16 protein-coding genes are annotated in these 18840 nt (G+C 46.0%); 14 read left to right on the plus strand and 2 right to left on the minus strand.

Annotation, left to right across the window (positions count from 1 at the left end):
• Positions 1-104: 104 nt before the first annotated feature.
• Positions 105-1136: a DUF6786 family protein gene (locus PSHG_RS00585; protein WP_010267945.1), complete on the minus strand. Its 1032-nt coding sequence runs from the start codon at positions 1134-1136 to the stop codon at positions 105-107.
• Between the two features lie 449 nt (positions 1137-1585).
• Here PSHG_RS00585 and PSHG_RS00595 point away from each other — a divergent pair, with 449 nt between their 5' ends.
• Genes PSHG_RS00595 through PSHG_RS00610 form a run of 4 tightly spaced genes read left to right on the plus strand, consistent with a single transcriptional unit; the run spans position 1586 to position 5430 of the window.
• Positions 1586-2899, plus strand: coding sequence for an ABC transporter substrate-binding protein (locus PSHG_RS00595; RefSeq protein WP_010267946.1), 1314 nt, complete (start codon positions 1586-1588; stop codon positions 2897-2899).
• Between the two features lie 34 nt (positions 2900-2933).
• Positions 2934-3851, plus strand: a complete 918-nt coding sequence (locus PSHG_RS00600; protein ID WP_010267947.1) for a carbohydrate ABC transporter permease — start codon at positions 2934-2936, stop codon at positions 3849-3851.
• Positions 3851-4678: a carbohydrate ABC transporter permease gene (locus tag PSHG_RS00605; RefSeq protein WP_010267948.1), complete on the plus strand. Its 828-nt coding sequence runs from the start codon at positions 3851-3853 to the stop codon at positions 4676-4678. The genes PSHG_RS00600 and PSHG_RS00605 overlap by 1 nt, the downstream gene beginning before the upstream one ends.
• A gap of 50 nt (positions 4679-4728) precedes the next feature.
• Positions 4729-5430, plus strand: a complete 702-nt coding sequence (locus PSHG_RS00610; RefSeq protein WP_010267949.1) for a PIG-L deacetylase family protein — start codon at positions 4729-4731, stop codon at positions 5428-5430.
• Between the two features lie 778 nt (positions 5431-6208).
• Here PSHG_RS00610 and PSHG_RS00615 read toward each other — a convergent pair.
• The gene (locus PSHG_RS00615; protein ID WP_010267951.1) at positions 6209-6850 is read right to left on the minus strand and encodes a GntR family transcriptional regulator; all 642 of its coding nucleotides are present in this window, start codon (positions 6848-6850) and stop codon (positions 6209-6211) included.
• Between the two features lie 177 nt (positions 6851-7027).
• On the opposite strand from PSHG_RS00615, the gene PSHG_RS00620 reads away from it, so the two are divergent.
• The 10 genes from PSHG_RS00620 (at position 7028) to PSHG_RS26210 (ending at position 18447) form a co-directional block, all read left to right on the plus strand.
• On the plus strand, positions 7028-8188 hold the full coding sequence (locus tag PSHG_RS00620) for a mandelate racemase/muconate lactonizing enzyme family protein (protein ID WP_010267953.1): 1161 nt from the start codon (positions 7028-7030) through the stop codon (positions 8186-8188).
• Between the two features lie 70 nt (positions 8189-8258).
• Positions 8259-9287, plus strand: coding sequence for a zinc-dependent alcohol dehydrogenase (locus PSHG_RS00625; protein WP_010267956.1), 1029 nt, complete (start codon positions 8259-8261; stop codon positions 9285-9287).
• A 29-nt stretch (positions 9288-9316) separates the two neighbouring features.
• The gene (locus PSHG_RS00630) at positions 9317-10066 is read left to right on the plus strand and encodes an HAD family hydrolase (protein WP_010267959.1); all 750 of its coding nucleotides are present in this window, start codon (positions 9317-9319) and stop codon (positions 10064-10066) included.
• 314 nt (positions 10067-10380) lie between these two features.
• The gene (locus tag PSHG_RS00635) at positions 10381-11337 is read left to right on the plus strand and encodes an ABC transporter permease (RefSeq protein WP_010267962.1); all 957 of its coding nucleotides are present in this window, start codon (positions 10381-10383) and stop codon (positions 11335-11337) included.
• The gene (locus PSHG_RS00640; RefSeq protein ID WP_010267964.1) at positions 11331-12191 is read left to right on the plus strand and encodes a carbohydrate ABC transporter permease; all 861 of its coding nucleotides are present in this window, start codon (positions 11331-11333) and stop codon (positions 12189-12191) included. The genes PSHG_RS00635 and PSHG_RS00640 overlap by 7 nt, the downstream gene beginning before the upstream one ends.
• A 73-nt stretch (positions 12192-12264) precedes the next feature.
• Positions 12265-13794, plus strand: a complete 1530-nt coding sequence (locus tag PSHG_RS00645) for an extracellular solute-binding protein (protein WP_010267969.1) — start codon at positions 12265-12267, stop codon at positions 13792-13794.
• Between the two features lie 109 nt (positions 13795-13903).
• The gene (locus PSHG_RS00650) at positions 13904-14752 is read left to right on the plus strand and encodes a phytanoyl-CoA dioxygenase family protein (protein WP_010267971.1); all 849 of its coding nucleotides are present in this window, start codon (positions 13904-13906) and stop codon (positions 14750-14752) included.
• Between the two features lie 405 nt (positions 14753-15157).
• Positions 15158-15823 carry a potassium channel family protein gene (locus PSHG_RS00655; RefSeq protein WP_010267976.1) on the plus strand — a complete coding sequence of 222 codons (666 nt, stop codon included), beginning with the start codon at positions 15158-15160 and terminating at the stop codon, positions 15821-15823.
• Positions 15807-17198, plus strand: a complete 1392-nt coding sequence (locus PSHG_RS00660) for a TrkH family potassium uptake protein (RefSeq protein ID WP_010267978.1) — start codon at positions 15807-15809, stop codon at positions 17196-17198. The genes PSHG_RS00655 and PSHG_RS00660 overlap by 17 nt, the downstream gene beginning before the upstream one ends.
• Before the next feature lie 217 nt (positions 17199-17415).
• Positions 17416-18447 (plus strand): Gfo/Idh/MocA family protein, encoded by a 1032-nt coding sequence (locus PSHG_RS26210; RefSeq protein ID WP_010267980.1) that lies wholly within the window; start codon positions 17416-17418, stop codon positions 18445-18447.
• The last annotated feature ends 393 nt before the right edge of the window (positions 18448-18840 follow it).

Consider the following 18840-nt stretch of genomic DNA (forward strand, 5'->3'; position numbering starts at 1 on the left):
AGGTACGCGAGTCTACAGGGACATCACATCTAGCCTTGTGCACCTAAAAGCACACGGAGGAATTGTTTCCTCTGTGTGCTTTTGGTTAAGTGGGCTCGCAAAGCTTAGTTAAGGGAAATACCTAGAAGGTGATAGGCCGCTTGAGAGATTTGTTCGTCATTGCCTACGAAATAATAAAGTTGGGACTGATCAACAGCTTCGGCGGGACCGCAAAGAGCGGGGGAATGGTGCTCGAGCTCACCGTAGCCCCCCATTTGCCCGCCATCGTAAAAGTACTGCATGCACGAGCCACTATCATCAGGACGGTCAGCGGGGTAATCCGGATACAAACCCGATGGATTGACCTGAAATTGTCTGACAATTAAACAGCATGTATTCTGATCAATTCTGCGGAAATAACCAAATCGTCCTGTACTTTGCAGCGGGGGAAAGGATAGCTTGAAGCGTGATGCTCCATTGAATGAGAACTTCATATAGTGTCCCCCGTTAAATACTTCAATTGAGGCCGCTTGGCTGTACATGGTAAGGGGAGGCCTGCTGCCGATTACAGGAACAAGGACATCTCCTCCAGGAGGTACTTGAAGAATAGACCAAAGATTAACAGCTGGAACAGATTCATCAGACGGATTGGGAGAACTGAGTAATTTAATCGATTTTCTGATGTCTAAACCAATATAAGAGACGCTTCTCAACTCAGCGGAAAATTCACACGTACTCATACTGAATGGATTTGCAGCAAGCTTGTACCGATGTTTAATGCGGACATCCACTTTGCGCCCGTCGGAACTTCGCAGCATGGAGCAAATTTGTTCAGCCTGAATAAGGTCATTACTCAAATAGAACATATGATAATTTCCAGGATCCAACTGACTTGGAACGTAATATTCACCAGCCCCGTCCACAAAATACTTCATTTCAGGACTTATCCAAGTACGCTCACCCCCAACATTCCAGCTGCCTTTCCGCAAGGCAGCCTGATCAAACCATATTCCAGAATGCCGGCATCCCGCCGGTATTAATTCAATCAGCCGGGAACCACGCTGGAGCAATAAAGCGTGTCCTCCAGCGGCATCCTTTAGAACAAACATTCCGCTTTGTTTTAATTCGTTATCGTTGTATGTACGGCTGATTCTCATCCCAGTGCCTCCTCATTAAACACTATAAGCGTCTTACTGTGAGCAGAACGATTGATATAAGAGTAACGATCCAACGATTTATTGTCAACAATATTGTTGACAATCAAAAAAATGAATCGTATTATAAGGGTTATACAGAGGGAATAGGCAGGTGAAGGGGATTAAAACATTTGACTGCTCCAGATGCGGATGGATATGATAAGTGTCTGATAAGAAGCTGGGTAGGGAAAGCAAGCTTGCATCATTGAACCATTATTGTAAGCGCTACGATAGTTATATTGGTTACTATAGGACATGGCGATAGGAAGTAAGTTGTTTTTTATCATTATAATTGTTGACAACAACAAAGACAATTTGATTTTGATGCAGTTCACAAGCAAAAGGGAAGGCTTGCAGCATTAGAGTGTTTATTGTAAAGCAATATTCGAATTAGATTAGGGGGTTAGGCAATGGTAATGACAAGAGGGAAGAAGAAAATAGCGGCAGGCGTTCTAATCAGCATAGTACTTACAGCTTGTGGCAGCAATGCCGGAAGTGAAAGCGGTACCAACGGACAAGGAAATGCTAATGAGGGTCAGGTGACTCTTCAATTCATGGTCACTAGTGAAAACTACAGCGGCAGACTGAAGGATTTCATCGCCAATTACGAAGAGATGAGCGGCAACCGGGTTGATGTACAGCTGTTCCCGGCAGCGGAATTTGACAACATGCTTAAGGTAAAAATGATGTCCGATGAAGGTCCTGATTTGTTCGTAACAGACGATATAGCGATGTCCCAATTTCAGGTACCCGTAGAATGGTTTGAGGATCTGACAGAGCGGCCGTGGGCAGAGCGGCTTTCAGACGGGGGCAGAGCCATTATCGAATGGAACGATGGAAGGATTACCGGACTCCCCATTACGAATCCTGGCGGCATGGGGATGATGTACAACAAAGCGATATTTGATGAGCTTGGATTGTCCGAGCCTACAACTTGGGATGAGCTGCTTCAGCTTTCCGAAACGTTGAAGCAAGCAGGCGTTACCCCCATTAATATTCAATTGGCAAACGGCAGTGAATTTGGCACCACTCACTTGATGCATCAGCTGTTTGCCAATGCCGAGCTGAACAGGGGGAGCCAGATTTGGGATGAATTAAACAGCAATAAGCTTAAGCTCGTGGAAGTAGAAGAATATGAACAGGCTTTGCAGCAAATGCTGGAGCTAAAGGAAAAGGGCTATATTAATGAAGATTTTATTTCCAATACGTTTGAGATGACACAGGAAAAGCTGGGTACCGGACAAGTGGCTATGCATCCTGGAGGTGATTTTATACTCGAGCCGCTGTTGGAGAATTATCCGGATATCGAGCTGGGATTTTTCCCCATGCCTTTTGGCGATACACCTGGAGTAATTTCCTTATACGCTGGAGTCGGAATGTCTGTAAATAGTAATGCTAAAAACAAAGAGGCGGCTCTGGAGCTGATTGATTTCTTCGCCACTAAGGAAGAACAGGAAGCCTATATGGGCAAAGCTCCGGGCACCTCTGTATTTGCTGATGTCGAGGCGGAGCAAAACATGATAAGTGAGGAACTGCAAAAGTATATGGACAGCGGGAGAGCATTCATGGGAATGTTCGGAAGATTTCAGGTATGGAATGATATGGACGCACGCAAATTAATGCAGGAAATGATGCTCGGAAGCAAATCACCGCAAAGAGTACTCGAAGAGCTTGACGCCAAAGCCGAGCTGCTTGGCAGAGGGAAGCAGCTGCCGGGATGGTAAGCGTGAACCGATTTCAATGGAGGGAGGGACTGACGTGTCAGCCAGCATAGAAGCGAGGAAATTACCTTTATTAAGAAAGCGCAGGCCTCCAATTTACTATCCTGTCTTATTTATTGTACCTGCCTTAATCGTCTATCTTGTGTTTTTTGCTTATCCAACTTTGCTCGGCTTTTACTACTCTTTTACAGATTGGAATTCATCTAATTCGGACATTCGTTTTGTAGGCCTTACACAGTTTGTGGAAGCGGTTAAAAATCCCGACTTTGGAATTGCTTTGCGAAACACCTTTATATTCGCCATTGTAACGACGCTGGGCAAGAACGGGCTGGGGATTGCCCTGGCCGTTCTGCTCACTATGGGGATCCGGGCCCGCAGCGCGCTAAGAGCCGTCTACTTCTCCCCGGCCATTCTCAATATAGTGGCGGTAGGTTTAATTTTCCAAGGGCTGCTGAATCCGCATACCGGTTTTTTGAACAATACTCTGAGATCCTTAAATCTTGATTTTTTGGCGCTGGGCTGGATTAGTGATCCTTCTCTGGCTATCTATGCAGCTTGTCTAATGGAAATTTGGAGGGCAACCGGTATTTCCATGGCTATTTATATCGCGGGAATCCAGAACATATCCAAGGATTACTATGAGGCTGCTGAGATCGATGGGGCGTCCATGTGGAAAAAATTCACACATGTCACGTTACCGCTGCTAATGCCGGCTATAACCATTAATGTTTTGCTGGCAGTCATTTACGGAGCCCGTATGTTTGAAGGTGTGTACTTTCTTACCCAAGGGGGCCCGGGAAGCTCTTCTGAAGTGCTCATGACACTTGTCTATAAATATATGGGACAAGGGCTGTATGGCTACAGCACCGCGATGAATCTAATTCTAGTTGTATTGATCATCGTCATTTCCATGCCGCTTCTTTCTTACATGAGAAAAAGGGAGGTTGAAGGGTAATGGGAAAAAAGACTCGAGGTTTAAATCGTTTGGTGGAGTTGGGTTTATGGGCTTTAAGCCTCATTATATTTATCCCTTACCTGCTGGTCGTCTTAACTTCGGCGAAGAACAGTAAAGAAGCAGGCCTGTTTCGTCTCTCCTTTCCTTCAGAGTTTCATATTTTTGAAAACTACCAGACCATATTTGAGAGAGGACATATTATTCAGGGCTTTATCAACAGTGTTGTGGTCACGTTTGGATCGCTTGTGCTCGTACTGGCGTGTGCAGCACTGCTCAGCTTCTATATTGCCAGAGTAAAGGGGAAATTTTCCGATTTTCTTTACCGGTTTTTTCTCTTGGGGATGGTGGCGCCCATCAGCCTAGTAACCACCTTCAATGTGCTCAAAGGCCTCAACCTGTTAAATACACGACTAGGAATTATTATGATTTTTGCGGGAATCCTTATTCCTTTTGCCATGTTTATCTACGTCGGTTTTATTAAGACCATTCCGCGGGAAATGGACGAAGCGGCGACTATTGACGGCTGCGGGCCTTACCGAATGTTTGCGGTCATTATCTTTCCGCTAATGAAACCTATTACTTTTACCGCTGCTATTCTTGTGTTTATGAATGTGTGGAACGATTCTCAGATTCCGCTGTTTTTTCTCAACGACAATCAATATTGGACCATGCCTTTGAATATTTACCGGTTCTACGGCTATTTTCGTACGGACTGGAACTATATTTTTGGCAATATTCTGTTGACCACGCTTCCGGTCTTTATCATTTATTTAGTCGGTCAGAGATTCATGATTGAAGGCATGACAAGCGGTGCTGTAAAAGGCTGATTTTCGTATTGAGCTGAATTTTCAACTAAAAAAGCAAAGGAGAAATACTTATGAGAGTGCTTGCCGTCGGAGCGCATCCGGACGATGTGGAAATATTATGCGGAGGTACCTTGGCTAAATATGCGGCCAGGGGGGATCAAGTCACCATTATGATTGCAACAAACGGCAACGTCGGATCTCCAAATTTGACTAAGGAGGAAATTGCCGACGTACGGAAAAAAGAGGCCCAGCGCTCTGCCGATATCATCGGAGCGGATTTGATTTGGCTTGGCTATGACGATGAATTTTTATTTCATGACCGGGAAACCCGGATGGCTTTTATTAATGCTATCCGCAAGGCGGCTCCGGATGTGATGTTCGTGCATGGCAGCAATGATTATCATCCGGATCATAGGATTTGTGGTGAAATAGCTGCAGACTGCCGTATTCCCGTTACGGTGCCGTTAATTGAAACAGAGCATCCGCCCCTAGGCAAAATTCCACATGTGTTCATCATGGATAATTTAGGCGCTATCGGCTTTGAGCCGGAATTTTATGTCGATGTAACCGATGTATATGAAACCAAAAGCAATATGATCCGCGCGCACGAAAGTCAGGATTCGTGGCTGCAGTATCAGTATGGAATGGATTATATCGAGTTTGTCTCCAAAATGAGCTCGGTACGAGGAATGGCCATAGGGGTGCGTTATGCAGAGGCTTTCCGCAGCCTGCCCATGTATCCCGTTCAGGGTGGAGGGCATCTTCTTCCTTAAGCTAAGCCTGAATATAAAATAATAACGGGACTGTGCGAAAAGTGGCCGTTGCAGTCCGATAGTTAGAATAAAGCAACCCCCAAGCAGCTCGCCCGAGGCAGCGGACCCGATACGAAATGTATGCGAAAACAATCATACCATTGAATTCTAAGGCACAACTCCTGCATGAAAATAACCAAGGTTGGCGGGGGTCGCGGCTGCGGGGGCTTGTTGCCTGTTGTTGCTAGTTGTTTCCTGCATTTTGTACGAAATGTCGTACAAACGCATGGGGTTGACGGGCGAATACCGGAGATTTGTATGAAACGTCGTACAAATACAGGGGATAGAAGGGCAATTACCCAAGATTTGTATGACAAATCGTACAAAGGCAGGGGATTGAAGGGCGATTACCCGAGATTTGTATGACAAATCGTACAAATGCAAGGGCTTTAAGCTATTAAGGAACTGCAGCCAATGTTCTAGACGAAATGTCGTACAAGTCATGTGATTGAGGTACGATTACCCGAGATGCTCATCATGCGGGGAGTTTTATTTTCACAGAAAAACCGTATACAATCGCCGCTACAGCGGGGCCCGGGTGCCAATTTTATGCCAAAAACCGCATACAATTGCCCTCGCAGCGCAATCGGAAGCGAAATGGGGCCGTCCATCAGTCAGTCTACACTTACTTTCTGGACAGCCCCGTTATCTTGTAAGGATTATAACGACATTAAGCTATGACGCCGTTATCGCTAAAAGCGTTTAAGAAAGCTGCTGGAGTGGACTCATTCCCAGCAGCTCAGTATATATGAGACTTCAGGACCGGCTCAATGCAGCTCCAGTCTTTGGTCCGGAGGGCTTCCAGCAGCTCCGAGTGCTCTTGAATCAGCTTGGCAAAGTGATCTTGCTGATGCATATGGGAATTGTTCATGAAATGAAACACGATTCTGGATGATACCCCTGACCATAATGAAATCAAGTAGGGCTCGCCCGTCAAGGAAACCAGATATTCATGAAATTGAAGATCCTTCTTGACGACGCTGCCCAAATCTTCATTCTTGCAGGCTTCGATTAATTCTTTCACGATATTGTCCAGATTATGGAAATGGTCTTCGTCCAGCTGATTGAGTACTTTGCGAATGCAGAACGACTCGAGCAGGATCCGAAGAGGGTTGAGCAGTACCGCGACTTCTTCTTGATTCACGTTGGCGACTACCGTTTCCCGGTGAGTCTGGGTGACGAGCAAGCCTTCGCGCTCCAGAAGGAGAATCGCTTCCCGGATTGGGCCGCGGCTAACTCCCATATCTCTCGACAAATCCTGCTCGCGCAGTCTTTGTCCAGGCTTCAATTGCCCGCCAATGACGGCATCCTTAATATCCTGGTAAATCTGATTGCGCAGTGTATCTGTTTTTTTTATAGAAAACCGAAATTCGGAGCTCATGCTTGACTTTTCCTCCACTCATATTGGACTGACACTTTATCTTACAATAACGGAAATAATTTCTTAAGTCAATGTCTACAGTATAAATAAACGTAAATGTTATTGTTGACAATGACAATACTGTGTCATATGCTAGAACTGAACTTGAATCTATGAAACCCGATAAGGAGTGTCCTCATGAAGATTATCGATGTAATAACTACGCCCGTTTTGATTCCGTTCAAAAAGCCTGCCAAGTGGTCGGGTGGCATCCGCAGAAATGCTCCGGCTTTAATCGTTCAATTAGTTACTGATGAAGGTTTGATTGGTTATGGAGAGTGCGTGGGTCCTACAATTCCGACCATCCGTACAGTAGTGGAGAAAGAATTCAAGCCCTTTCTGCTAGGCAAAGACCCTATGCAAACAGAGCTTATTCTTCATCAATTAGAGGAATATGTACTTAACTGGTCGCAAATGGGCTATTATGCCATGGCGGGAATCGATATAGCGCTGCTCGATTTAAAGGCGAAAATATTAAGCACTCCGATGTATAATCTATTAGGAGGCTTGTACCGCAAGGATGTCCGCTTTGCCGGCTATTTGTTTATTGACGATCCGTTAGTAAATGCTAGGGAAGCGGAGGAGTTAGTGGCCAAAGGATATGATGAAATTAAAATTAAAGTTGGCCGTGAAGTCGATTATGATACCCAAAGAATCAAGGAGATTCGCCGGGCAGTCGGCCCGGATGTTAAGCTCAGAATAGACGCGAATCAAATTTGGAGCGTCCCGACTGCCATTCGCGCAATTAACCAAATGGCGGAATATGGGCTGCAGCTTGTTGAACAGCCTGTCCCTTATTACGATATCGATGGGATGGCGGCGGTAAGCCGTGCTGTACCGGTGCCGATCACGGCGGATGAAGCCTGTACCACTTTTGATTCTGCCCTTAAGCTGATTGAAAAAGGAGCGGTGTCCGCATTTACGGTCTATCCTTCCGAAGCTGGCGGACTTTTGAAAGCCAAGCAGATTATTGAGCTGGCCAACACGTACGGCATATGGTGTGTGACCGGTTCTTGGGCGGAAACGGGAATTGCCACCATGGCGAATGCGCATTTGATTGCATCATCCCGGAACTTCCTGATGGCGAGCGATACCCATTATGAGTGGTATGCTTCAGATGTACTGAGCCAGCCGCTTACGATTGAGAATGGAAAGCTCAGCATGAGCGACCGTCCTGGCTTAGGAGTAGAACTCGCACCAGAGTTTAATGGACTGGCTAAAGACGAAATCCGCGAGATGGTCTTTTATGATGATGAGTCGGCAGAGCAGTATCAGCCGAGAATTGGAATGCTGCTGTAGCACGGAAAAGAAAACGGAGAGTAACTCAACCTATTGAAAAAACGGATAGGCGCAGGGAGGTTGAAGAAGCATGTCTCAGCAAATGAAAGCGCTGGTTTGGCACGGGAAAAGCGATTTGCGTCTTGAAAGCGTGCCGGTACCTTCCATAGGAGCCAGGGAAGTTCTGGTGAAAGTTCGCTATTCGGGGATCTGCGCCACGGACCAGGAAATCTTTAACGGAGAATATCCGTACAAGCCGCCATACACACTTGGTCATGAAATAACCGGTACAATAGCGAAGACTGGCAGTGAAGCTGACCATTTGCCAATTGGAACGAGAGTCGTGGTCGATCCCGCAATTCCCTGTGAAGTATGCAGATTTTGCCGTCAAGGCAAATGGGAGTTCTGCCGGAATTACCGGGAGCTTGGCATTACAGAGGACGGAGGCTGGGCAGAGTATGCAAAAGCTCCGGCCAGATGTGTCTATGCCATTCCCGATTCCATGTCCGATATGGCAGCCGCCGTGTTCGAGCCCCTTGTTTGTCCGCTGAATGCGTCGGAAGCGGCTGGTATTCATACTGGGGATCACGTGTTAGTGCTCGGTGACGGGCCGGCCGCTATGTACTTCGTACAGATTGCCCGCATGATGGGAGCCGCTGCCATAGCCGTCTCCTACCGTCAGCAAGCCAGGACAGACGCCTTAAGATTGTATGGAGCCAATGAACTAGTAGAGAGCGATAATATTGACCGGCTTCGTACAACAAGCTGCTATATGGACCATGATGGCTTCGATTTGGTTATCGATGCGGTAGGCAGCTCGGAAACCGTCTTGCAGGCTGTGAATATGGCAAGAGTAGGCGGACGTATCATTTTATATGGATTAAAGGAAGCGGAGAGCCGCGCTTTTCCCCATCGAGAAATGGTGTTGAAGAATTTGACGCTTTATGGAAGAACGAATGGGCCATCGCTATGGCTTAAGGCGTTGGAGCTGGTCGGCTCAGGGGCCTTGACTATAGACACCATTGCGGATCATGTAATCTCTGCCGGGGAAGCGGCACGATTGTTAAGCCTCAGCTCGTGGCCATGGGTGAAAGCTGTTATTGACTGGGAAAAGGCATAGAGCCAGATACTGAGTAGGAGGGAGCGCGGATGGGAGCAACTGTGTGGTTCGGAGAGAAAGAGACAACCATTAAATGCGTCGCTTTTGACAAGGACGGTACCTTGTTCGATGCATTCGGCTTCTGGCTGTACATTGATAATTTGCGGAAAGAGGCATTCGCATCTCAGGTTGGTGAGCAGTACAAGGAAGCCTGGAGCCGTCTCATGGGTATAACAGATACTGCTGTGGATCATCAGGGCGTGCTGGCTGTTGCTACCACTAATGAAGAGATTATTATGACAGCAGGACTGATTTATCAATTAAAGGCTTGGCCATGGGTGAAATGCAAGCAGGCTGCAGAGGAAATATTCCAGACAGCGGATAAACAGATGGAAATTGCACAGGCGTTCAAAAAAGTCGAAGGGGTGCCCGATATTTTTCATAAGCTGACAAAAGCAGGCATCTACACAGGTATTCTGACTTCAGACTCCTACGCTCGTACTGAAAAATGCATGGAACTGCTGGAGGTGCAGAGGCTGTTGGATTTTATCGTAACCCCGGAGAAGGTCAAGAATGGCAAGCCTGCACCGGATATGGTTCATACCGCGTGCCAACAGCTTAATATTCAGCCTCATGAGATGGCTGTAATCGGTGATTCCGTCGTCGATATGAAAATGGCCAAGCAGGCTGGAAGCCTGGCTGTAGGTATCATTACTTACGAAGGCTCTGAAGAAGTATTGGCTCCGGAAGCCGATGTGCTGATTACATCGATCAATCAGATCCGGATCGATCCGTTGTGATCTCATTTAATACATCGAACCTCATATATCTAACCTAATTAATGGCCGACAGACTTTTACGATTTAATGTTCGGCAGACTTTACGATCCAAATCGAATAGATACAAGCGAAGGGCAGTCCTAGAGTCAGGGCAGTTCAGTATCAGTGAAAACTGACGACTGGACGCCCTGTTTTTGTTTATGCCAAGAATGTACGATTTACTGCCTAATTTCACAAGATTACTGCATAGAGCAGGTATTAGGGCCATTGTTATAATCATTTGTAGACTTACCAGTCTATGTTATAACTGGCTGGAACGATGAGGGGGGTACTGAATGAGTTCACCGACTGCCGCTAATCCACCGCCTCAGGTTAAAGCCAGGAAGGCTTTAGGACTTAGGCGCATCTGGCAAGCGAAAGCGCTTTATATTATGCTGCTGCCGGGAGTTATTTATTACATTATTTTTAAATATTTCCCGATGTATGGCGTAATTATAGCGTTTAAAGATTTCAGCATTTTGGACGGGATATTAAAAAGTCCCTGGGCGGATCCATGGAACAAGCATTTTCTTACGTTCTTTGAATCGCCGTATTTCTATCAATTGTTAAGGAACACCATTCTTATAAGCGTTTACAAACTGATCTTCGGTATTTTTCCGCCCATTATTATGGCCTTGCTCTTGAATGAGTGCCGAGTGAGATGGTTCAAATCGCTGGTGCAAACCTTAACTTACATGCCGCATTTCTTGTCCTGGGTAATCATTTATGGAATTCTTATTGCTCTTCTGTCCCAGTCTTCCGGACTGATTAACCACTGGATCAAGGAATTAGGCGGGGAAGCTATTCCTTTCATGACCTCAACGACATATTTCCGATCAATTCTCGTGGGCTCGGAAATCTGGCAAAATCTTGGCTGGGGAGCGATCATTTATTTAGCGGCGATGTCCGGAATCGATCCAACGTTGTACGAGGCTGCGCGCGTGGATGGGGCTAGTCGTCTAAGAATGATCTGGCATGTGACTCTGCCGGGTATTCGTTCGGTTATTATTATGCTGTTTATTCTTAATCTCGGTTATATCCTGGATGCCGGATTTGGTCAAGTCTACGTCTTATATAACCTGCAAGTGTATCCGGTTGCAGACATTATCGATACTTGGGTATTCCGAACCGGACTGCTTCAGTTAAACTTTAGTTTGGCGGCAGCTGTCGGGTTGTTTAAATCAGGGATTGGTCTGGTGCTTGTCCTGATCTCTAACAAGATTGCCAGACGATGGGGGGAAGGAATATGGTAAGAGGTGCCGGGGACCACATCTTTAACACCGTTGTTATTATCATTTTGTCCCTTTGCGGAATCGTGGCAGTGTTTCCTCTGCTGTATGTAGTCTCTGTGTCCCTGACCCCTTTGGGAGAGGTACTGCGGAGCGGTTCGTTCCCGATTATTCCAAAGGAAATCACCTTCAGCGCTTATAAAACTCTGCTTGATGAAACGGGTATGGTGAAAGCGCTGGGCGTGACCACTCTGGTTACGGTAGTAGGCACTTTTTTCAATATGCTCATTACGCTGTTGATGGCCTATCCGCTCAGCCGCAAATGGCTGCCGGGAAGAAGCATTTTCCTGATGATGGTTCTGTTTACGATGCTGTTTTCGGGAGGAATTATTCCCACTTATTTGGTGGTCAAAGGATTAGGCTTGCTTGATTCCTTGTGGGCGCTCATTCTTCCCACATTGGTGGGGAGCTTTAATCTCTTAATTGTTAAAAGCTTTTTCGAGCAGCTGCCCGAGGAAATATTTGAATCCGCAAGAATGGATGGAGCTAGTGAATTCAGGATTCTCGCTCAAATGGCGCTGCCATTATCACTCTCGGTTATTGCAACCATCTCGTTGTTCTACGCCGTCGGTCATTGGAATGACTTCTTCCAAGCGATTATGTATATCACCGACCGCGATCTATTCCCGCTGCAGGTCGTAGTGCGTGAGATATTGATGCAGACTCAGCAGCCTATGGAGAACGTGGAGAACATGACTCCGACACAAACCTTGCAGATGGCCGCAGTTGTGCTCGCCTCGCTGCCAATCATCGTCGTTTATCCATTCCTGCAAAAGTATTTTACTAAAGGAATGCTGCTAGGTTCGATTAAAGGTTGAGGCAGTTGGATGGCCAGCTTGACGCGGGTCATCCAACCTGATTCAATAAATAAACAAGAAAGAAGGGGTTACCATGAGAAATAAAAAAGCGATAGCCTTACCTTCTGCGATTTTGCTGCTTTCTGCAGTATTTGCTGGATGCGCTTCCAGCAACGGGACAGGCGATACAGAAACTCCGTCACCATCGGCGTCTCCATCGCAATCGACGGACCAAGTAACGAAGCTGGAGGTCATGCTAAGTGCAAGCGGATTGCCTTCACCCGATAAGGACTTCGTTAAGCAGGAATTGGATAAAGCGCTTAATATTGATCTTGTGATGAGTGCTTATGGCAGCGCTGATGATTATCAGAATCAGTTGAACGTGCGTATGGCTTCCGGAAATCTGCCTGACCTGTTCGGAGTTAACAAAGCTCAGATTCAGCAATATCAAAAACAAAATTTGCTGCTGGATTTGACGCCTTATTTGGAGAGCGATTTGCAAGAGGTTGTCAATTTTATTGGCGAGGATACCGTCAAGAAGGGAATGATCGATGGCAAGGTTTATGCGATTCCCAAGGCTCCCGGTATTCCTAGCATGACCATCTGGATTCGCAAGGATTGGCTCGACAATCTGAATCTGGAAGTTCCTAAAACGCTTGATGAATTTTTTGAGGTGGCCAGAGCCTTTACCGAAGATGATCCCGACCAGAATGGTGTAAACGACACTATCGGCTATACCGGCGGCTCATTGAGCACGTTTGCTCCGCTATATGGCTCCTTCGGTACTGTCAATCCTGGAGAGTTCTTTGTTAAAGATGGGGAAATCATCAATTCTCTCTATGATCCGGCTATGAAGGAAGCGCTAACTTTCTTTAATGAAATGATGTCTGCAGGCGTTGTAGACCCGGAAATTATGGCTAACTCCGGACTGCTGCACCAGGAAAAAGCGATTAAGGGCCAGGCTGGAATGCTGTTTATCGACTGGGCTAACATTAGCAAAGATGAGATCGTTGAACAAATTCATACCGTAAACCCGAATGCCGAATGGATTCAACTGGCTACGCCGGAAGGACCGGGAGGGGCTTATGCGAACTCCTGGGATATCGGTAACGCAGGAGCGATGTTTGCCATTCCGAAGTCTCTGGAGAACGATCCGGATAAGCTGAGCAAAGTATTTGAGCTGTTGAACTATGTGTCTAGCGAAGAAGGCTCTATGCTGGTTCAGTTCGGATTGGAGGGCAGACATTACAATATAGAGGATGGCCAAGTGGTAGCTACAGAGCTTATGGGGCAGGAAGCCGGATTTACGTGGTTGTACCAATTCACGGGCCGGCCGGAGATGGAATATTTGCAGGTGAAATTCGCTCGACAAGCTGAATATATCGAATTTGCCAGCAACCATCCCCGCCTGGAAGTACTCAATGGTTTCGTCGATTTTCCAGAAGGATATAATCCGGCGGACGCCAACCGGTATTTGGAGGAAGAGTTCACGAAGTTCATTTATGGCACACGCCCGCTTTCCGAATATGATGATTTCCTGAATACGATGGATACAACTATGAATTATAAGCTTTATGTCGACTCTGCAATCGAGCAATTGAAAGCGCTCGGCTATGGAAATTAAAGGTTGACAAACAGGTATACACGTGTAAAAATGAAATGGAAAGGGAGAGGTTCTCTCCCTTTTTTAAAAAGAATAAAATTTACTCGAGTAAAATACGGAGGATGAGCTTATGACTACCTTGAATAGCGAGCTTGTAAACCAAACACAACTGAACCTGGATATTCCAGCTTTGGTAAAGCAATTTCATGAAGAAGGCTATCTTCTTTTGCGGAATGTACTCACCGAGGATAAGGTAAAGCAGTTAAACTCGGCGATTGACCGGATTATTTCTGAAGAGACAGAATCTCTTGCATATAATGTTTATAACAGTGTAGAGCGTGATCCTGCGATCCTCTCGCTAATCGATCATCCGGATCTGCTGCCCTTGATGGTGAACCTGCTGGGCTTTAACATTCAGCTTCATATATCTCATTTGACTGTTCGCAAACCGAACCCGGCTGATGTTAAGACAGCTACTAACAGCTTCATCAACTGGCATCAGGATGGACCGCATCCTCAGTTTCCGAAAATAGGGGGACTTACGTCCACTTACTACATTAAGATTTGCTACATTCTTAGTGATATGTCGGAGCCGGATAGAGGGAATACGAAGATCATTCCTGGAAGTCATACAAAACCTAACTTCCACCCGGTGCAAACGGATGTCGATGTACCGGTAGAGAATGAGATCGCCGTATGCGGCAAGCCTGGAGATGTCTTTATTTTTCCGCAGAACCTGTGGCATGCAGGCTCACATAACCGCTCAGAGTTTGAAAGACGCCAGCTTTTCATAGGTTACAGTCCTTTTTGGATCAGACCAATTGACTATCATAAAGCATCCCCTGAACTGCTGGAGGGAGCAGATCCAGTAAGACGCCAGCTTCTGGGTGATATTAGTGAGAACTGCTTCAAGTATTATGTACCTGAAGAATCTATGGTACCGCTGAAGAAATATTGGCTTAATTTATCCAACTCTTAATAAACCGTGAATAGGATCAATAGCAATATTTGATTGCCGGATAACTCCGCCTAAAGCCACATTAGAGCAGTCTGATGTGGCTTTAGCTATCAGCTCTTTGCAGGTTAAGAAGGCAATCTTTACAACTTCAATAAAAAGGGGTATAGTATAATCACAAATTGGAGAATTGAATAAGCAGTAATTTGGAGGAGCCTGCCACAAGCGGGCTTTTCTGCGGTTTTTCTGTATACGAAAAAGTACGCAGTCCAGAAAAAGGAAGCTCTATCTGAGCATACCGCGAGAAATGAATCCATGCTTTTTAGTTTACCTTCATCTTGTCAGGGTAATAATGGATTTCTACTCCCGGTTTTTTTGTGCTTTGATTTTGCTTGCAGGTTTGATCTCATGAAACAGTGGAGGAAACAGATGAAAAAACAATTTATGGTCATTGGCTTGGGGCGATTTGGTTCGAGCTTGACACGCACGCTAATTGAGAATGGGCATGAGGTGTTGGCTCTGGATACTAATGAGAATGTGGTCCAGGAGATGGCTTCCATAGCGACCCAGGTCATCCATGCAGACAGTACAGATGAGACCGTATTGAAGCAGCTTGGGGCTTCCAATTTCCATCACGGGATTGTAGCCATTGGAGATGATCTGCAAGCCAGCATTATGACAACCTTGATTCTTAAAGAGCTTAACATGCCCAAGGTTACAGCAAAAGCCAGAAATGACATGCATGGAACAGTGCTGTATAAAGTAGGGGCGGACCATGTGGTCTATCCGGAGCGGGATATGGGAATACGGCTAGGCAAACAGCTCAGCTCAGATACTCTGATCGATTATATCGAGCTTTCCCCCAACTATAATCTGGTAGAAATATTGGCCCCCCATGCTATGAATGGCCGTACATTGGATGAGCTGAATATACGGGCGGAATTTGGCTGTACTATACTCGCCATTAAGACTAATGATGAAATTAACATCTCGCCGAAAGCAGAAGACCGGGTTCATGCTGGGGATTTATTGCTGATGATTGGCAGCAATGAAGATATTCGCCAATTGGAGAATCACTATGAGCGAAAGCGCTAAACGAATTTCTACCTTAATAGCAGCTTGGATTAAATCCTGGAAAGTCATTATGCAAAACATGGGCCCGCCACAGTTTATTATGAGTGTTTTTTTCGTGCTCATCTGTCTGGGAACCATCTTGCTCACACTCCCGCAAGCATCTGCTAATGGAGAAACGATAGGCTTGCTTGATGCGTTATTTACGGCTACATCAGCAATTTGTGTAAATGGATTAGTTGTCGTGGATACGGGAAGTGCATTTTCCGTCTTCGGCCAAGTCATTATTATGATCCTGATCCAAATTGGCGGTCTGGGCTTTATGACACTAGGAGTAATGGTGGCCATCGTTCTGGGCAAAAAAATAGGGTTGAAGCAGCGCCTTATCATCCAGCAAACGACTCAAGCCACCTCCGCCCAAGGTTTAGTTCGGCTTTCCATCTATATCGCGTCGATCGCCGTTATTATGGAAGGGTTGGCCACGGTTATTTTAACTTTACGCTGGCAGGATGAGATGGGGTTAGGGCAAGCTATTTACTATGCGCTATTTCATTCGATTTCTGCTTTTAATAATGCCGGATTCGCCTTATGGTCAGATAGTCTGTCCAATTTTATCGGTGATCCTGTAGTCGTAGTTACAGTTATCATTCTGTTCGTAACCGGCGGTCTTGGCTACATTGTTGTTGTCGATCTATTAAGAAAACGGTCTTGGCGAAAGCTGTCCCTGCATACGAAGGTAGTGCTGCTTGTCTCTGGAATTTTGTATGCCGGCGGGTTCCTCGTTATATTTATGCTGGAAAGCTGGAATCCGGCCACATTTAGCGAGCTGTCCTTTGGGGAAAGAGTCTCGGCAGCTCTTTTTCAGGGAGCAACACCACGCAGTGCGGGATTTAATACGATCGACATAGGAAGTATGCTGACAACTTCGCAGTTTTTTATCATCATTCTGATGTTTATTGGCGCTGCATCCGGTGGTACCGGCGGAGGCATTAAGGTCAACACCCTAACTGTGCTTCTGCTCGCTACGATCAATACATTCCGCGGCGGCGGACAGATTCATGCTTTTCACCGCAGGATCAACCAGGAGACGGTTATGCGTGCGTTAGCCGTTGTTATCAGTTCGATTGTTTGTGTATTGATTGTCGCTTTGCTCTTAACCATAACGGAAGATATGCTGGAGGAGCATTTTTTGGAAGTGTTGTTTGAGGCCACCTCCGCTTTTAGTACAACAGGACTATCTATGGGGCTTACTGACGATCTTTCCCCAATAGGCAAAGTTATCATTATTGTTACGATGTTCGTTGGCCGGCTCGGTCCGCTAACACTTGCTTTTGCACTGGCTAACAAACGAAGGAAATCTAAAATTGGCTATCCAGAAGATAATATTATGATTGGATGAAGCTCGCCGCCTCCATATAAGTTTACAGCCTAACAAACTGTACAAACGGAAAGGAATAGAAGCAGGATAATAGGAAGCGTGAAGCGGAATGGAAATGGCTGAGAGGCAAGATACTAGAAGCATGAAGCGGCATGGATATGACTGAGAGGCAAGATACTAGGAAGAAAAAAGGAAAAACCTAGTGGTATTCAGCACTCCACCTTACGGAGGGGATCAAATGGCTAACAAAAAAGTAATCCAAATTGGTGCAGGCGGCTTCGGTCAAAGCTGGCTGGAGGCCGTGAAAGCATGCCCGGACGCCGAACTGTGTGCCGTTGTTGAACTGTCTGAGGCTAATCTGAAAAAAGCGGGAGAGATAACCGGCTTGCCGGAGGAACGATTATTTACCGATCTAAAGGAAGCTTTCAAGACGGTTCAGGCGGATATCGCTCTTATCGTCACACCTCAGCAAACACACAAAGCGCTTACGCTGCAAGCAGTTAGAGCCGGTATGCACGTTTTGATGGAGAAACCGATGACGGATTCATATGCCAATAGCATTGAGCTGCTTAACGAGAGCAAGCAGTATGATAAGCGGGTTATGGTAAGTCAAAATTACCGCTACTTTGCCTCGATTCAGACGTTGAAAAGGATGCTGGAACAGGCGGTTGTAGGTAAAATCGGCTATGTTGAATATACCTTCCGTCAGTCCATACAGCTTAGCGGTTGGCGAGATACGCTTCCGGAGGTGCTTCTGGAGGATATGTCGATCCACCACTTTGATCTTTTGCGGTATTTGCTTGGCAAAGAAGCTATAGAGATTTTCGCCCAGAGCTTTCAAACCGAATGGAGCTGGTGGAAGGGCAAGCCGGCGGCCAGCGTCGTTATTCAGTTTGAAGACGGGATCCATGTAAATTATTTTGGCAGCTGGGTACCAAGGGGCAGCCTTACTCCATGGAGCGGAGATATCCGTTTGGTTGGTGAGCGTGGTGAGCTAGTGCTGGCAGGGGACCAAATAGTCGTCAGAGAAGTGAATACTGGCGGAGAAGTGACGCAGGAAAGAGAAATTCCGCTTGCCCCGCTTGCGGCTGATCCCAGAGTCCTGTCTTTGTCCGAGCTGATCAGCGCAATCCGGGAGGACAGAAGACCGCTCACTTCTATAGAAGACAATATTTACAGCTTCGAGCTAACCTGTGCCGCTGTCGAATCTGTTTCAACCGGGAAGAAAATCAGACTTTCCGAATATCGCCATCATTATCATTCTGAATAGCTTATGACTTGATGTCAGCTTTCCTTTAATATACAGAATAGCTTATGGCTTGGTATCAGATACTCTATTATGGAAGCTGAGATCCGGATTTGTTGAACGACATCGCTTATAGCTGGTTGATCGTACATGGGAACACCCCTTATGTACGGTCTTTTCTTTTTTTATAGCAAGAGAATGTAAAATTTGCACCTGCATGTAAGTACATTACTAGATCACAAAATATGGCTTTCCCTTCGCGAAATTTTGACTTTTTGTTTATTTTAGGAGGAAGGTATCCTAACATAGGTTAATACATGCTTTGAAGCCAGCAAGCATTGCAAGAAAACTGCGTCAACGCGTTAAAGCAATCAGAAATATGCATATAAAAACGCTTATAAATAGCGATGAATCAAT

The sequence above is a fragment of the Paenibacillus senegalensis JC66 genome (assembly GCF_000285515.1).
Classification (GTDB): domain Bacteria; phylum Bacillota; class Bacilli; order Paenibacillales; family NBRC-103111; genus Paenibacillus_L; species Paenibacillus_L senegalensis.

Bases quoted from the DNA above. Each gene is read 5' to 3' on its own strand.
- PSHG_RS00640 (WP_010267964.1), top strand. From the start codon at position 11,331: ATGGTAAGAGGTGCCGGGGACCACATCTTTAACACCGTTGTTATTATC.
- PSHG_RS00625 (WP_010267956.1), top strand. From the start codon at position 8,259: ATGTCTCAGCAAATGAAAGCGCTGGTTTGGCACGGGAAAAGCGATTTG.
- PSHG_RS26210 (WP_010267980.1), top strand. From the start codon at position 17,416: ATGGCTAACAAAAAAGTAATCCAAATTGGTGCAGGCGGCTTCGGTCAA.
- PSHG_RS00585 (WP_010267945.1), bottom strand. From the start codon at position 1,136: ATGAGAATCAGCCGTACATACAACGATAACGAATTAAAACAAAGCGGA.
- PSHG_RS00615 (WP_010267951.1), bottom strand. From the start codon at position 6,850: ATGAGCTCCGAATTTCGGTTTTCTATAAAAAAAACAGATACACTGCGC.
- PSHG_RS00620 (WP_010267953.1), top strand. From the start codon at position 7,028: ATGAAGATTATCGATGTAATAACTACGCCCGTTTTGATTCCGTTCAAA.
- PSHG_RS00595 (WP_010267946.1), top strand. From the start codon at position 1,586: ATGGTAATGACAAGAGGGAAGAAGAAAATAGCGGCAGGCGTTCTAATC.
- PSHG_RS00610 (WP_010267949.1), top strand. From the start codon at position 4,729: ATGAGAGTGCTTGCCGTCGGAGCGCATCCGGACGATGTGGAAATATTA.
- PSHG_RS00660 (WP_010267978.1), top strand. From the start codon at position 15,807: ATGAGCGAAAGCGCTAAACGAATTTCTACCTTAATAGCAGCTTGGATT.
- PSHG_RS00630 (WP_010267959.1), top strand. From the start codon at position 9,317: ATGGGAGCAACTGTGTGGTTCGGAGAGAAAGAGACAACCATTAAATGC.
- PSHG_RS00645 (WP_010267969.1), top strand. From the start codon at position 12,265: ATGAGAAATAAAAAAGCGATAGCCTTACCTTCTGCGATTTTGCTGCTT.
- PSHG_RS00605 (WP_010267948.1), top strand. From the start codon at position 3,851: ATGGGAAAAAAGACTCGAGGTTTAAATCGTTTGGTGGAGTTGGGTTTA.
- PSHG_RS00635 (WP_010267962.1), top strand. From the start codon at position 10,381: ATGAGTTCACCGACTGCCGCTAATCCACCGCCTCAGGTTAAAGCCAGG.
- PSHG_RS00650 (WP_010267971.1), top strand. From the start codon at position 13,904: ATGACTACCTTGAATAGCGAGCTTGTAAACCAAACACAACTGAACCTG.
- PSHG_RS00655 (WP_010267976.1), top strand. From the start codon at position 15,158: ATGAAAAAACAATTTATGGTCATTGGCTTGGGGCGATTTGGTTCGAGC.